Annotated in this window: 11 protein-coding genes; 7 read left to right on the top strand and 4 right to left on the bottom strand. The window is 67.3% G+C overall.

The features are described from left to right. The first annotated feature begins 174 nt into the window (after positions 1–174). The gene (araA, locus tag Q4A20_RS12100) at positions 175–1,689 is read left to right on the top strand and encodes an L-arabinose isomerase (RefSeq protein ID WP_303123294.1); all 1,515 of its coding nucleotides are present in this window, start codon (positions 175–177) and stop codon (positions 1,687–1,689) included. 7 nt (positions 1,690–1,696) lie between these two features. Here araA and Q4A20_RS12095 read toward each other — a convergent pair whose 3' ends face one another. Further along, complete coding sequence (locus Q4A20_RS12095) at positions 1,697–2,755, bottom strand: LacI family DNA-binding transcriptional regulator (RefSeq protein ID WP_303123292.1); 1,059 nt, start codon at positions 2,753–2,755, stop codon at positions 1,697–1,699. Positions 2,756–2,757: 2 nt separating this feature from the next. After that, positions 2,758–3,783, bottom strand: a complete 1,026-nt coding sequence (locus Q4A20_RS12090) for a LacI family DNA-binding transcriptional regulator (protein ID WP_303123290.1) — start codon at positions 3,781–3,783, stop codon at positions 2,758–2,760. A 260-nt stretch (positions 3,784–4,043) separates the two neighbouring features. Here Q4A20_RS12090 and Q4A20_RS12085 point away from each other — a divergent pair, with 260 nt between their 5' ends. The 4 genes from Q4A20_RS12085 (at position 4,044) to Q4A20_RS12070 (ending at position 9,006) form a co-directional block, all read left to right on the top strand. Continuing rightward, positions 4,044–5,549, top strand: a complete 1,506-nt coding sequence (locus Q4A20_RS12085) for an alpha-N-arabinofuranosidase (protein WP_303123288.1) — start codon at positions 4,044–4,046, stop codon at positions 5,547–5,549. A 142-nt stretch (positions 5,550–5,691) separates the two neighbouring features. Then, on the top strand, positions 5,692–7,059 hold the full coding sequence (locus Q4A20_RS12080; protein ID WP_303123286.1) for an extracellular solute-binding protein: 1,368 nt from the start codon (positions 5,692–5,694) through the stop codon (positions 7,057–7,059). Positions 7,060–7,076: 17 nt separating this feature from the next. Continuing rightward, positions 7,077–8,072, top strand: coding sequence for a carbohydrate ABC transporter permease (locus Q4A20_RS12075; RefSeq protein WP_303123284.1), 996 nt, complete (start codon positions 7,077–7,079; stop codon positions 8,070–8,072). Continuing rightward, on the top strand, positions 8,062–9,006 hold the full coding sequence (locus Q4A20_RS12070; RefSeq protein ID WP_303123283.1) for a carbohydrate ABC transporter permease: 945 nt from the start codon (positions 8,062–8,064) through the stop codon (positions 9,004–9,006). Before Q4A20_RS12075 ends, Q4A20_RS12070 begins: the two co-directional genes overlap by 11 nt. Positions 9,007–9,155: 149 nt before the next feature. Here Q4A20_RS12070 and Q4A20_RS12065 read toward each other — a convergent pair whose 3' ends face one another. Both Q4A20_RS12065 and Q4A20_RS12060 read right to left on the bottom strand, forming a co-directional pair. Continuing rightward, positions 9,156–9,611, bottom strand: coding sequence for a hypothetical protein (locus tag Q4A20_RS12065; RefSeq protein WP_303123281.1), 456 nt, complete (start codon positions 9,609–9,611; stop codon positions 9,156–9,158). Further along, positions 9,608–10,795, bottom strand: a complete 1,188-nt coding sequence (locus Q4A20_RS12060) for a S1 family peptidase (protein WP_303123280.1) — start codon at positions 10,793–10,795, stop codon at positions 9,608–9,610. The genes Q4A20_RS12065 and Q4A20_RS12060 overlap by 4 nt, the downstream gene beginning before the upstream one ends. Positions 10,796–11,117: 322 nt before the next feature. Here Q4A20_RS12060 and Q4A20_RS12055 point away from each other — a divergent pair, with 322 nt between their 5' ends. Both Q4A20_RS12055 and Q4A20_RS12050 read left to right on the top strand, forming a co-directional pair. Further along, a complete protein-coding gene (locus Q4A20_RS12055) occupies positions 11,118–12,104 on the top strand; it encodes an aldose-1-epimerase (RefSeq protein WP_303123279.1) in 987 nt (328 codons plus the stop codon). Positions 12,105–12,127: 23 nt separating this feature from the next. Further along, the gene (locus Q4A20_RS12050; protein WP_303123278.1) at positions 12,128–13,156 is read left to right on the top strand and encodes a LacI family DNA-binding transcriptional regulator; all 1,029 of its coding nucleotides are present in this window, start codon (positions 12,128–12,130) and stop codon (positions 13,154–13,156) included. Positions 13,157–13,773: the final 617 nt, after the last annotated feature.

Raw genomic sequence — 13,773 nt, 5'->3', positions numbered from 1 at the left:
GGACCTGATCGACCGTCTCAACGACCGCTACCAGAACGTCTACGGCCAACACTGATCAACCCGGCCGCACCCGAGCCGGTGCCCCGCCCCGAGTCGCCGCCCCGGCAAGGGGCGGGACGCCCCTGAACGCTTTTCAATTTACCGTCTATCAACGCAATTCAAAGGAGAAGATTCATGGCCGCTCTGCCCAACCCGTTCGAAGGCAAGGAGATCTGGTTCCTGACCGGCAGCCAGGACCTTTACGGCGAGGAGACCCTCGTCCAGGTAGCCGACCAGTCCCAGCAGGTAGCAGCCTGGCTCGACGCCGCGGACGCCATCCCGGTGCGCATCGTCTGGAAGCCGGTCCTGAAGGACCGCGACGCCATCCGCACCGCCATGCTCGCCGCCAACGCCGAGGATGCCTGCATCGGGGTGATCGCCTGGATGCACACCTTCTCTCCGGCCAAGATGTGGATCGGTGGCATCGACGCGCTGTCCAAGCCCCTGGTCCAGTTGCACACCCAGTACTCGCAGTCCCTGCCGTGGTCCACCATCGACATGGACTATATGAACCTCAACCAGGCCGCCCACGGCGACCGCGAGTTCGGCTACATCCTCACCCGCCTGAGCCAGCCCCGCAAGGTCGTCGTCGGGCACGCCACCCAAGCGGCCACACAGGCCAAGATCGGCACCTGGGCGCGCGCCGCCGCCGGCTGGGACGCCCTGCACACCACGCGCCTGGTCCGCTTCGGCGACAATATGCGTAACGTCGCCGTCACCGAGGGTGACAAGACCGAGGCCGAGCTGCGCCTGGGCGCCAGCGTGAACACCTGGGGCGTGAACGACCTCGTCGCCGTCGTCGACGCGGTCACCGAGGCCGAGATCGACGCCCTCATTGAGGAGTACCTGGACGCCTACGACATCGTTGAGGAGTTGCGGCCCGGCGGTGAGCGCCACGACTCCCTGCGCTACGGCGCCCGCATCGAAGCAGGCATGCGTCGCTTCCTCCAAGAGCGCGGCGCCACCGCCTTCACCACCAACTTCGAGGACCTCGGCGGGCTGCGCCAACTGCCGGGCCTGGCCGTCCAGCGGCTCATGGCCGACGGCTACGGCTTCGGCGCGGAGGGCGACTGGAAGACCGCCCTGCTCGTGCGCGCCGCCAAGGTCATGGGGCACGGCCTGAGCGGCGGCGCCTCCCTCATGGAGGACTACTGCTACGAGATGACGCCCGGTAAGGAGAAGATTCTTGGCGCCCACATGCTGGAGATCTGCCCCTCGCTGACCGAGTCAAAGCCGCGCCTGGAGATCCACCCGCTGGGCATCGGGAACCGCGAGGACCCCGTGCGCCTCGTCTTCGACGCCGACACCGGCGCCGGACTCGTGGTCGCCATGTCCGACATGCGCGAGCGCTTCCGCCTGACCGCCAACGTCGTCGACATCGTCGGCCCCGATGAGCCGCTGCCCAAGCTGCCCGTCGCCCGCGCCGTGTGGGAGCCGGCCCCCGACTTCTACACCTCTACCGAGTGCTGGATGCAGGCCGGCGCCGCCCACCACACGGTCATGACCACCGCCACCACCCTGGAGATGTGGCAGGACCTGGCCGAGATCGCCCGAATGGAACTCGCCGTCATCGATGAGTCGACCACCACCCGCGGCTTCGTCCAAGAGCTGCGAGGCAACCAGGTCTACTACCGGCTCACCCAAGGCTGACCCGGCCCTACTCGCCGGCGGGTTCGCCCGCAGCACGGACGCCCGCTCCGACGCCGTCGACCGTGGAATCACGCACCGACAGCGTCGGGGCGGTCTCCAATGGTCGCGGCTCCCGTAGGTCCGGTGCGAGTGAGTCCTCGCCGTCAGTCGCGTCCGCTCCGATGCTGAGCAGCGATAACGCCCCCCTGGCGATGGCCGGCAGATCCAGATCCACGCTGGTGAGCGTCGGAGTGGCAAAGGCGGCGGCGTCGGTGTTCCCGCGGCCGATCACGGCCACATCTAGCGGTACCTGTACGCCGCGTCGTCGAAGCGCGCTCACGGCACCCGCGGCCAGCGCATCGTTGTGGCACACCACCGCGTCCACGGGGAGCCCCGCGTGTGCCAGACGGGCCACCGCCTCAACTCCGCCGAGCATCCCGTCAGGAGAGCCGACCCGTAGGACGGCATCGTCGTCGACGCGCAGTCCCGACTCCCGCAGGCCTCGCACACAGGCGCGCGTCCAGTGGTCGGCGGCACTGGAGACGCCGACGACGGCGGGGCGGATTCGGCCCAGCGACCGCAGATGGGCGGCGACAAGTGTCGCCTGCGCATCGGGCGGGCAGCTTATTCGCGGCAGTCCCACGGGGCCGGAATCGGCGATGACTACCAGGGGTGCAGTGGATGCGGACACGAACACCTCACCTGCCGGCAATGACGCCGGGTCCAGCGCCTGGGGCACCAGCACCGCGGCATCGGATCGTCGCGTCCATGAGCCGGTCAGAATCTCCCGCTCCTGCTGTGCATCTGCCTGCGTGAGTTCCAGGACGACCGACGTATATGCGGCCGCCCGCATGAATGCCTGCGCCAGCGCCGCATACAGCGGCTGCTGCAGGGTGGGGATCGCCAGAGTGACGTTCCCCCGGCGTCCGGATCGCAGGGCCGAGGCGTTGGGATTGAGCCGGTAGCCGAGCATCTGGACGGCCTTGAGGACACGGCGGCGCGTTTCGGGGGAGGCGCCGGCCGCGCCCCGCAGCACATTGGATACGGTCTTGGCGGACACGCCCGCCTGTCGAGCGACATCGCTCATGGTCACCTGCGCGGCCACGGTGTCTCACCTCCGACGGTGGAGTCCCGGGCCAGCAGCGACACGTCCTCAATGATGGTGCGGGCGGGAGCATCCGGGACGGCGATGCGTCGGCGCAGCAGTGAAACGGCGTCCGCGGCATACGTGCTCAGGTTCGGCGAGACGGTGGTAAGCGACGGAGAGGAGTAGCGAGCCAGTTCAAGGTTGTCGATGCCCGTGACGGCCACGTCCTGCGGCACTCGCAGCTCCGCCGCCGCCAGTTCATGGAGTGCGCCGAGCGCAAGTCCGTCGTTGAAGCCGATCACGGCGTCGAAGTCGATGCCGCGCTCCAGCAGCTCGCGCACGGCGGCGGCGCCGTCGACGGGACGCCACTCGGTGGAGGCGACCAGGCGACGCTCACCGAGCTCGAGCCCGTGCCTCGCCATGGCCGTGCGCAACGCCGCGGTGCGTGTCAGGCCCGCCGCATGCGTCCACTGGCCCGGTATGGCCACGCCCAGCGCGGCGATGCGACTACGCCCGAGGGCCTGCAGGTGAGAGACGACCAGATCGATACCGCGCTCGTTGTCCATGGCTACGCGGTCCATGGCCTCGTGTCTGCGCTCCCCGAGTAGAACCAGCGGGTGCCGCGCGGCCGCGGCGGCGATCTGCGCGGGCCCCATCCCCTGCCAGTACATGATGGTGCCGTCCAGGTCGGGGTGCTCCGCAAGGAACTCCGCCTCGCCCTGGCCGCGTTCACCGGTTACCCCGAGCACAACTGCCAGTTCGTGGCGGCGGGCCTCGGCGGCGATGCGGTCGGCGATCTCGGCGAAGAAGGGTTGATTCAGCTCCGGCACCGCCAGGCCGATGGCGTTCGTACGGCCGGTGCGCAGAGAACGAGCGGAGGTGTTGGGGGAGTAGCCGGTGCGCGCCACAGCCTTCAGCACGCGCTCGCGGGTTGCGGCGGAGACCCCTGGCTCGCCGTTGACCACCCGCGAGACGGTCTTCGCCGAGACACCCGCGAGGGCGGCGACGTCGAGGAGTGTGGCGGCCATGCGCGGCAGCATACAGAACTACATTCTTGATGTGTTGTGGCGCACATTCAACGATGTCATAAGGATGGAGAGCTTCATGGGAAGGGTGTTCTATTGTCTTTCGTGCTGGAAAATACTGGAAGCACCTTACGGCTCTGACAGCGATACGGGATGAGAAGGTATTGACAACGTTGAAGTCGCGGTTCACCATGGTGACAACGCCACGAGGCGGCGGCACCGTCCGCCGACTGGATGGACCCAATCACTCAAAGGAGAGCCCCTTGACAGCCCGCATCTCGGTCGACGCCGACCGCCCCATCGGCAGCATCTCGCCCCGCATGTACGGCTCCTTCGTGGAGCACATGGGGCGTTGCGTCTACACCGGCATCTTCGAACCCGACCACCCCACGGCCGACGCCGACGGCCTGCGTCAGGACGTCATGGAACTGGTACGCGAACTCGGCGTCACCACGGTGCGCTACCCCGGTGGCAACTTCGTGTCCAACTACCGCTGGGAGGACGGCGTCGGCCCCATCCAGGACCGGCCCCGGCGGCTGGAACTGGCCTGGCACACTACCGAACCCAACACCTTCGGCACCGACCAGTTCATGACCTGGTGCGACCAGGCCGGCATAGAGCCGATGCTGGCCATCAATCTCGGCACCCGCGGCGAAACCGACGCCGTCAACCTATTGGACTACGTCAACGGGCAGGCCGACACCCAATATGCCAATATGCGCCGCACCAACGGCCACCAGGCGCCCTACAACGTGCGCATGTGGTGCCTGGGCAACGAGATGGACGGACCCTGGCAGGTCGGCCACAAGAATGCCGAGGACTACGCCTACCTGGCCCTGTCCACCGCCCGCGCCATGCACATGGTCGACCAGGACCTCGAACTGGTGGCCTGCGGCTCGGCCGCCTGGGAGATGCCCACCTTCGGCGACTGGGAGCGCACCATCCTCGACCTGGCCTACGACGAGGTCGACTACATCAGCCTCCACCGCTACGTCGATCCCGACGCCCAGGACCGGGCCAGCTTCCTCGCCGCCGGCGTGGACCTGGACCGCTTCATCGACGGGGTGATCGCCACCGCCGACGCCGTCGGCGCCAAGCACCGCTCCAACAAGAAGATCATGGTCAGCGTCGACGAGTGGAACGTGTGGCGCCTGGGCGCCTGGAACTCCATCGAGCACGGCTTCGCCCCCGACGACTGGCCGGAGGCCGCCCCCCGCATTGAGGACGTCTACACCGGCGCCGACGCCCTGGTGGTCGGTGGCCTACTCATCTCTCTGCTGCGCCACGCCGACCGCGTCAAGGCCGCCTCCATGGCGCAGCTGGTCAATGTGATCGCCCCGATCATGACCGAGAAGGGCGGACGCGCCTGGCGGCAGACCACCTTCCACCCCTTCGCCATCGCCTCCCGTATCGCCCGCGGCCGGGCCTACGACGCCGTCGTCGCCAGCCCGGCCACCGGCACCGAGCGCTACGGCGAGGTTGACGCTGTCGACGCCGTGGTCACCTGGGACGAGGAGACCTCCGCCGGCTCCCTGCTGGCCCTGAACCGCTCACTGACCGATTCGGTCGACGTCACCGCTGCGCTGGGGGCGCTGGGCGCGAGCCGCGTCAAGACGGCGCAGATCATCGCCCCGGACGACCTCGACGCCGTCAACACCGCCGCCGACCCTGACCGGGTTCGTCCCGTCCCGCACGAGGTCGCGCTGGCCGATGGTGTGCTTACCACCACGCTGCCGCCCGCCTCCTGGCTGGCGGTCGAACTCGCCTGAAAGAAAGGAACCCGAAGCGTCGGCGGCGGGACCGCCCGACCCGCCGCCGACGCCGCACCCGGGCGGTGCGCGCGACTCGACAGCTCGTACGCACCGCCCCACCCGCGGGCACCACTCACTCACGACTGACAAGGAGGTCACGTTGAGTAAACCAATTGGTACATTGCCACCGCCCCCACGGGGGCCGTCGCCGTCCAGGCGGCGCTTCCTGACTGCGGCCCTGCTTTCGGGCGCCGCACTGGCCGGTACAGGCACGTTTGCAGGCACGCTGGGTGGGTGCGCCCCCTCGGCCTCGGCCGGGGACCGCACCCGGGTGCAGCTGTGGCACCTGTTCACCGGCGGTGACGGCGGCGTTTTCCAAGCCATGATGGACACCGTCGGCCAGCAGAATCCGCAGCTTGAGATCGACCCCGTGGTGCTCACCTGGGGCGGCCCCTACTACACGAAACTTGCCATGTCCTCAGTGGGCGGACGCTCCCCGGACCTGGCCGTCATGCACGCCGCCCGGGTGACCGGCTACGCCCCCGGCGGCCTACTCGACACCTGGGATCTGGGCCGGCTGGCGGAACACGGCATCACCCCGGAGGACTTCCCCGAACTGCTCTGGGACAAGTGCTTCGTTGACGGGCAGCTGTACGCCATCCCGCTGGACTTCCACGCCTTCATCCTCTTCTACAACACCGAGTTGTGCGACCAGGCCGGGCTGCTCGCCGCCGACGGCACCCTGACCGGACTGGACTCCCCCGAGGGATTCCTCGACGCCGGCCGCCGCCTGGCCGAGGTCACCGGCGGGCAGGGAATGTCCTTCGGCTACACCGGCGACGGCGCCCAGGTCTCCCGCATGTTCTGGGGCCTGTACGCCCAGACCGGCGCCGAATGCACCCTCATACCGGGGCAGTCACCGCAGATCGACCGAGACGCCGCCGTCAAGGTCACCGCCTTCATCAAGGACATGCTCGACGGCACCATTGCCGATCCGAACATGGACTACGGCGGCGCCATCGCCTCCTTCTCCACCGGCCGCACCGGTATCACCTTCATGGGCAACTGGGAGTACCAGACCTTCCTGAACGCCGGCGTGCCCCTGGACGCCATGCCCATGCCGAATGTGTTCGGTACGCCCGCCACCTTCGGCGACTCCCACGTATTCGTGCTCCCGCACCAGACGATTGTGGACGAGGCCAAGCGCGATGCGGCCTACGAGGTTGTGGCCGGCATGCTCAAGAACTCCCTCGACTGGGCGGCCGGCGGACACACTCCCGCGAACGTGGAGGTCACCTCATCCTCCGCCTACGCCGAGCTTGTGCCCCAGTCCCACTATGCCGACGCCATCGACCAGGCCGTCTTCGAACCCGCCGCCTGGTTCACCGGTTCCGGCTCCGACTTCCAGGCGCGTGTGGCGGAGGTCATGCAGTCCTGCTGGCTGTCCGGCTCCCTCACGCCGGAGCAGGCCGTGGACGGACTCATCGACCGGCTGGACCGCATGCTCGCCCAGAACCCGCCGGCCTGAGTGAAAGGAGACCCGCTATGACTGTTAGAACCGCAGCGAATACGGCAGCCGGCACGGATCCGGCTACGGCCTCCACCACGAGGACCGGTCATCGGGCCGGCGCGAGCCGGAGCGTACAGGCGCCCTCCCGTGTGTCCAGGCGACTCGGCTCCGGCCTGCCCTTCGTCATTCCCTTCCTCATCGTCGCCTTCCTGTTTCTGATCGCCCCCATCGTCTACGGTCTGTGGCTGTCCTTCACCGAGCAGTCCCTGATGGGCAATGGCGGCTGGGTGGGGCCGGCGAACTACGCCGAGGTACTCGGTGACCCCACCATGTGGTCCACCCTGGGGCACACGATCGCCTTCACCCTCATGAGCACCATTCCGCTGGTACTCGTCGCCCTGATCATGGCGCTGCTGGTGTACATCGGCATCCCCGGCCAGTGGTTCTGGCGGCTGTCATTCTTCGCCCCCTACCTGCTGCCGGTCGCCGTCGTCGTGCAGATCTGGACCTGGCTGTTCAATTCCGACGTCGGTTTCATCAACTACTGGCTGGGCCGGCTCGGGCTGGACAAGGTCGGCTGGCTCAGCGACGTGGACGTGGCCATGTGGTCCATGGTGATCCTGACCGTCTGGTGGACCGTGGGCTTCAACTTCCTGCTGTACTTATCCAGCCTTCAGGCGATCCCGGACCTGCTTTATGAGGCCGCTGAGGTCGACGGCGCCGGCTTCTGGCGCAAACTGTGGTCTGTCACCTTGCCGCAGTTGCGCGGCACCACGGTGCTCGTGGCCACGCTGCAGGTGATCGCCTCGCTGAAGATCTTCGACCAGATGTTCATCGCCTTCGCCGGCGGCTCCGGCCCGGAGGGCTCCACCCGCCCCATCCTGCAGTACATCTACGACACGGGTTTCACGAACTACCGCATGGGCTACGCCTCGGCGATGTCATACATCTTCTTCGTCGTCATCATCGTCATCACCATCACCTTCCGGTTCCTGACCCGCTCTCGGAAGGACGCCAACAATGACCGCTGAATCCATGCCCCAGTCGCTTCCCCAGCCGGTTCTGCCGCGTTCGGCGCGGCGACGCGCCCGCGCCGAACGCCAGGCGGAGATTCGCCGCACCCGCGGCCTGCTGCTCGGTCGCAGCCGGATGGCCCGCGTGGTCGCCTTCCTGATCCTGGGCCTGTTCGCCCTCACCTGGCTGTTGCCGCTCGCCTGGGCAATCGACACCTCCTTCAAGACCGAGGTGCAGGCACAGTCACTGCCGCTGCAGTGGGTTCCCGACGGCGGCTTCACCCTGGAGAACTACCGCACCGTATTCGCACGCGGCGAGGTGTTCACCTGGATGGGCAACACCTTCCTGATCGCCACCGCGGTCACCATCCTCACGGTCATCATCAGTGCCCTGGCCGGCTACGCCTTCTCCCGCACCATCTTCCGCGGACGTAAGGCCCTGCTGGCACTGACAATCGCCCTGATCATGGTGCCCGGGCAGATCCTGATCGTGCCCCTGTTCAAGGAAATGGTGCTGCTGAACGCGGTGGACACCTTCGCCGGGGTGATCCTGCCGCAGACCATCGCCCCGATGATGGTGTTCATCTTCAAGCAGTACTTCGATCAGGTTCCCCAGGAACTGGAGGATGCCGCCCGCGTGGATGGCGCCGGCAATTGGCGCCTGTTCTGGAACGTCATCCTGCCGGTGTCCCGGCCGATCGTCACCGCCGTGGCGATCTTCGTTTTCATCGGTGCGTGGAACAACTTCATGTGGCCGTTCATCGTCACCAACAACCCCGACCTGATGACCCTGCCGGTGGGACTGTCGACGGTGAAGAACGCCTACGGCACCATCTACGCTCAGACCATGGCCTCGGCCATGATCGCGGCACTGCCGCTCACGATCCTGTTCATGGCCTTCCAGCGCCAGATCATCAAGGCCGTCGCCACCACCGGCCTGGGCGGGCAGTGAGCAGGGGCGGCATGTCGATTCACGACCCCGGGGTGCAATTCACGACCACCCCGGGGTCGTAAACCACACCCCAAGGTCGTAAACCAGCACTTGACGCCTAAAGGGGGGGGCGCCGACCTTCCGGAAGGCCGCCCGCCAGCGGACGCAACTCACTCGACGACATCCTCCACCAGGAAGTACTCCTCGTACCCGGGTTCCGGCAGGGGGGTCGTCTTGGGTGTGGATGTGTAGCCGCCGCCCAGTGAGACATCAGAGCCGATCTGGATGGTGCTGCCGCTGGGTAGGCGAATCTCGGTTCCTTCGGGGGTGATCTCGGTCCCTTCCGGGAAGATCATTCCCAGCCGCTCGTCTTCACCGCCGACACCGTGCACGTAACCGCTGCGCTCGTCGATGGCGAGTCGTCCCTCGAAAAGTGCTTCCGAAGAGCCCTGGTCCTCGGACGCCTCATAAACGAGCAACTGCGATTGCGACGCCGCCGGGCCGGGCTGCGGGTCGCCGCCGTCGTCGCTCATACTGCATCCTCCCAGGGCCAAGGCCAGGGTGGCTCCCACCAGGGCCACTGCGCGTCCGATGGTGGCGAACTGTATTGCTCCAAGGGCTCTCATCGTGTCTTGACCTTGGCGTTCAGCGCGATCTGAGCCGAATGGATCCTGGTGTACGTGGAGTACCCACCGGACTTGCCGAAGTGGATACCGAGCGCTGAGTTGCCGATGTACCACGGGCCTCCGCTGTCGCCGGGGTTGGTGAACGCGCCGGAGGTCTGCACCATCTGTCCCACGTACACTCGATTTGAGCTGTAGAAGGCGTGGTTCGCATTCCTGATCCGTGTGCACGATGAGAACGCGCGGGAACGACCGTAGTTGCACACCACCATGCCCTTGAGGGCCTGCCCGGTGCGGGTGATTTTGCGAACCGCTCCGTTTCTTGAGATCCGCACTTCGTTGCGGGTGGAGTCGGTTGTCGAGTGCAGTTGGATGTCGCCGTAGCGCCCGATGTGCTCACGGACAAAACCGAGGTTCGCGTTGCTTCCTGTGGGCCTGCCGGCCCGGTTCGGGCAGTGCCCTGCGGTGATGGCGCCCCGCATGCGTCCTCGAGTGGCGGTGAATCCGAGTGTGCAGCCGCTGATCGTGGTGCCGCCTCGTACTACTTCCTCAACCGGCTCGATGTCCATGGCCTCCTCGGCGGTGGCCTCAATGGGGGCCGCGTCCAGTATCTCCTTCAGCTGTGCCTCGAACTCCTCAGAGTCGGACGTGGATTCGGAGTCCGCCATTTCGTACTCGATCTCAAGGCCGCCATCGTCGGTGAAGTCGCCGGTCAGGCCCTCAAGGTCGGCTGCCTCATAGAGCTCACTCATGACCTGCTGCCGGATCTCCTCGAGTTCGGCCTCGCTGTGCTCGGCATCGGTCCTGACCTCCACGGGGAAGGGCAGGGAGCTGAATTCGCTGGTGACGTCGGCAGGCGGCTCCCCCTTGAAGGAGACCCATCCCTTGAAACCGGTGAGCTCCTGCTCATCGGGCGTCCAGGCCGATGAGAAGTACTGATCGCCCGCGTACTCGATCGCGTAGTCAACGGCATCGACGAATTCCTGTTGCCCATCCACCCAGGCCTCGGCGAGATCCTCAGAGATCCCAAGATCCTGTGCCAGAACATCGACATCCACGGCGATCGCCTCGGCCTCCTCCGCTGCCGAGCGGGCGTCGTCGGTCTCGGCGCGGGCGGGTGAGATTGTGAACGAACCCGCCACCAGTAGTGTGAGTGCGGCGAGTCCTGATATAAAGCGGTTTCTCATGGAGGCTCCTCAGAGTCGATTCAGGGTTGTTGGTGGCCGTGGGCGCGGTACCTGGACAATCCGTGCCTTGACGGGGAGCCGGACGGTTCGCCGAGCAGTCACATGCCGGACAGCCCTCGGATGTTAACAGCATAACGCCAGATGAGATCGCTTGAGGCTCATATGGCGCTGCGTCAGTGCCGATGCCGCGGCGCCGTGCCTGGCCGCGGTCCTCCGTCGTGGTGTCTCCTCAGGCTGTCAGGAAGCGCCCCGCCTCGGCTAACCTACAATCGACCGGCGATTACCCCGGGACGACGTCCCCACGAGAGTTACGGAAGCAACCATGAACCACCCCTCGCTCAATGGAGAGCTCATCGACCTGCGCGCGGGCGCCTACGAGGCCCGCATCGCCGCCTCCGGAGCCACCCTGGTCAGTTTGCGTCGACAGGGCCGTGACCTGGTACTCCCCTTCGACGCCGAGTCCGCCCTGCCCGGTGCCTGGCAGGGCAAGACGCTCATTCCCTGGCCCAACCGCATCGCCGACTCCCGCTACACCTATCGCGGCGTGGACTATCTGGTGCCCAGCAATGAGCCTGAGACCGGGGCGGCCCTGCACGGGCTGGTCGGCTGGACGAACTTCGCCGTCGTAGCAGGGCCCGGTCCCGACGACGATGCGGTGGCCGACAACGCATCGGCGAGCGCCGTCGCCCTGGCTCTGAGCCTGCCCGCATCCTATGCCTACCCCTGGGCCCTGGACATCACCGTCCGCTACGCACTGGACGCGGAGGCCGGACTCACCGTGACCACCACCGCCGCCAATGCCGGCGCCACCGTATCCTCGGCCGCCGGCGTCGTCGGCGCACCGATCGAGGACGGCGCTCCGGCACCCGCCCCTTACGGCGTCTCCTGCCATCCGTACCTGACCCGCTCGGTACCGCTGGACGAATGCGTGCTGCAGGTCCCTGCTGACCGCGTACTCGACGTCGACGCCCACATGGCGCCCACGGGCCAGCGGGACGTGACCGGCACCGACTGGGACTGGCGCACCGGACGCCGGGTGGGCGACACCGCCACTGATAACGCCTACACCGGCCTGCCTGCCGGCCAGTGGCAGGTGCGCCTGACCGGCGGCGAGGGCGATCGTAGCGTGCTCATGGGCGCCGACGTCCCGTGGGTGCAGGTCTACAGCGGCGAGCACCTGGAGCGCCGAGGAGTTGCGATCGAACCCATGACCTGTCCGCCCAACGCCTTCAACACCGGTCAGGACCTGATCACTCTGGCTGCGGGTGAGTCCCACACCTTCACCTGGCGCCTGTGGGAGGAGGACTGAACCGGGGGACGGGCGGATCGGCCATGCCCGACCGGGCGGTACCAGGGGCCGCGGGACGCCGTCCGGGAATGATGGACGTCGCCCGCCTGGCCGGGGTCTCCCACCAGACCGTCTCGCGCGTCATCAACCGGCCCGACTCCGTTCGCCCGGCGACCCTGGCGAAGGTCCGCAACGCCATCAACCAACTCGGCTATCACCCGAACATGGCCGCCCGCGCCCTGGTCACCGACTCCACCCGCATGATCGGCGTAGTCACCACCGGATCCCACTTCCAGGGACCGGCCTCCACCACGGCCGCCATTGAGGTCGCCGCCCGGCAGGCCGGGTACGCCACCCTGGTGACCTCCCTCAAGCGTGAGGCCGGCGATGCGGGCAACGAGATCCGGGAGGTCTTCGACTTCTTCGTGGAACGCGGCGTGGACGGCGTCATCGCCGTCGCTCCGCAGACCTGGATCGCCACCGCCGCGGAACGGGTCGCCCGGTCGGTGCCGCTTGTGGTTGTGGCCGACGGCCTGGCTCCGAGCCGGCGCATACACGTGGTCTCCGTCGACCAGGAACTGGGGGCGCGCATGGCGGTGGGGCATCTGCTGGGGCTCGGCCGGAGCACCATCGCGCATCTGGCCGGCCCGGCGGACTGGTACGACGCTCTGGCTCGCGCTCGCGGCTGGCGCTCCGCCCTGGAGGACGCCGGCCGGGAGGCGCCGACGATGCTGATCGGCGACTGGAGTTCCGAGCGGGGCTATGAGGTGGGCGCCGAGATCGTGACGCGGGGCCTACCCGATGCGGTCTTCTGCGCCAACGATCTAATGGCACTCGGGATGTTGGCGGCACTGCGCGATCAAGGGGTGCGCGTGCCCGAGGACGTCGCTGTCGTCGGCTTCGATGACACGCCCGGCACGGCCTTCTTCTCGCCGCCGCTGACCACGGTGCGCCAACCCTTCGATGAACTCGGCGTACTGTGCATGGAGGTGTTGCTGCGCGCCATCGACGGCGAGGAGGGTACCGCCCACTCGATCTCTCCGACCCTGCGCGTACGCCGTTCCAGTTGCTGATGCGGGGTAGCCGTTGGCAACGACCCTGCGCCGCCGACGCTTTCCGGGAAGGTGCCCCGCAGGGCCGGGTCGGCAGCCCCGAGGCCCACACCTCACCCTCGCGAGATCGGTAGATCTTACGTGCTGAGGTCGGTAGTTGTTACGTGCTGAGGTCGGCACTTCGTGTTTGCAGGCCGATGGGGGCGCGTCGCCGGGGTCGGCCATGGTTCTGCGTCCCGGGCTGTAGCCGAACGCCTCGTTCACTCTCCCAGGACTACCCTGCCGGCGCGCCCTCAAAGAACAGGCGTGCTGGGGCCATAACGGGTCTCCTGGTTGTGGGTGCGGTCAACAGGGTCTGCCAGAGACACGGACCGGCGCATGATGACGCCGTTTCCGGACGACGTCGGCGGCTGGCCGGCCACCCCACCCCCGACTCCCACAGCCCCCACTCAACACCGACAACCACCACCCACTCCACACCCTGCACACGAATAGCCTGGAAAGTCGTATGTGGGAAGTCCTCGGAGGGCAGAGCTGAGCATGCGGCGCGGTCTACGTACAGCCAGCGCTGCTTCGACCGGTCTCGGCATGTAACAACTACCGACCTGGGCATGTAAGTTCTACCGACCTCGGCACGT

This window comes from Actinomyces sp. (genome assembly GCF_030530635.1).
Classification (GTDB): domain Bacteria; phylum Actinomycetota; class Actinomycetes; order Actinomycetales; family Actinomycetaceae; genus Actinomyces.
Note: the sequence above shows the minus strand (reverse complement) of the source record. Positions and strands in the feature narration are given on the sequence as shown.

Excerpts from the sequence above, each read along its gene's own strand:
- araA (WP_303123294.1), top strand. The coding sequence starts at position 175 with ATGGCCGCTCTGCCCAACCCGTTCGAAGGCAAGGAGATCTGGTTCCTG.
- Q4A20_RS12095 (WP_303123292.1), bottom strand. The coding sequence starts at position 2,755 with ATGAGCGATGTCGCTCGACAGGCGGGCGTGTCCGCCAAGACCGTATCC.
- Q4A20_RS12090 (WP_303123290.1), bottom strand. The coding sequence starts at position 3,783 with ATGGCCGCCACACTCCTCGACGTCGCCGCCCTCGCGGGTGTCTCGGCG.
- Q4A20_RS12075 (WP_303123284.1), top strand. The coding sequence starts at position 7,077 with ATGACTGTTAGAACCGCAGCGAATACGGCAGCCGGCACGGATCCGGCT.
- Q4A20_RS12070 (WP_303123283.1), top strand. The coding sequence starts at position 8,062 with ATGACCGCTGAATCCATGCCCCAGTCGCTTCCCCAGCCGGTTCTGCCG.
- Q4A20_RS12065 (WP_303123281.1), bottom strand. The coding sequence starts at position 9,611 with ATGAGAGCCCTTGGAGCAATACAGTTCGCCACCATCGGACGCGCAGTG.
- Q4A20_RS12060 (WP_303123280.1), bottom strand. The coding sequence starts at position 10,795 with ATGAGAAACCGCTTTATATCAGGACTCGCCGCACTCACACTACTGGTG.
- Q4A20_RS12055 (WP_303123279.1), top strand. The coding sequence starts at position 11,118 with ATGAACCACCCCTCGCTCAATGGAGAGCTCATCGACCTGCGCGCGGGC.
- Q4A20_RS12050 (WP_303123278.1), top strand. The coding sequence starts at position 12,128 with ATGCCCGACCGGGCGGTACCAGGGGCCGCGGGACGCCGTCCGGGAATG.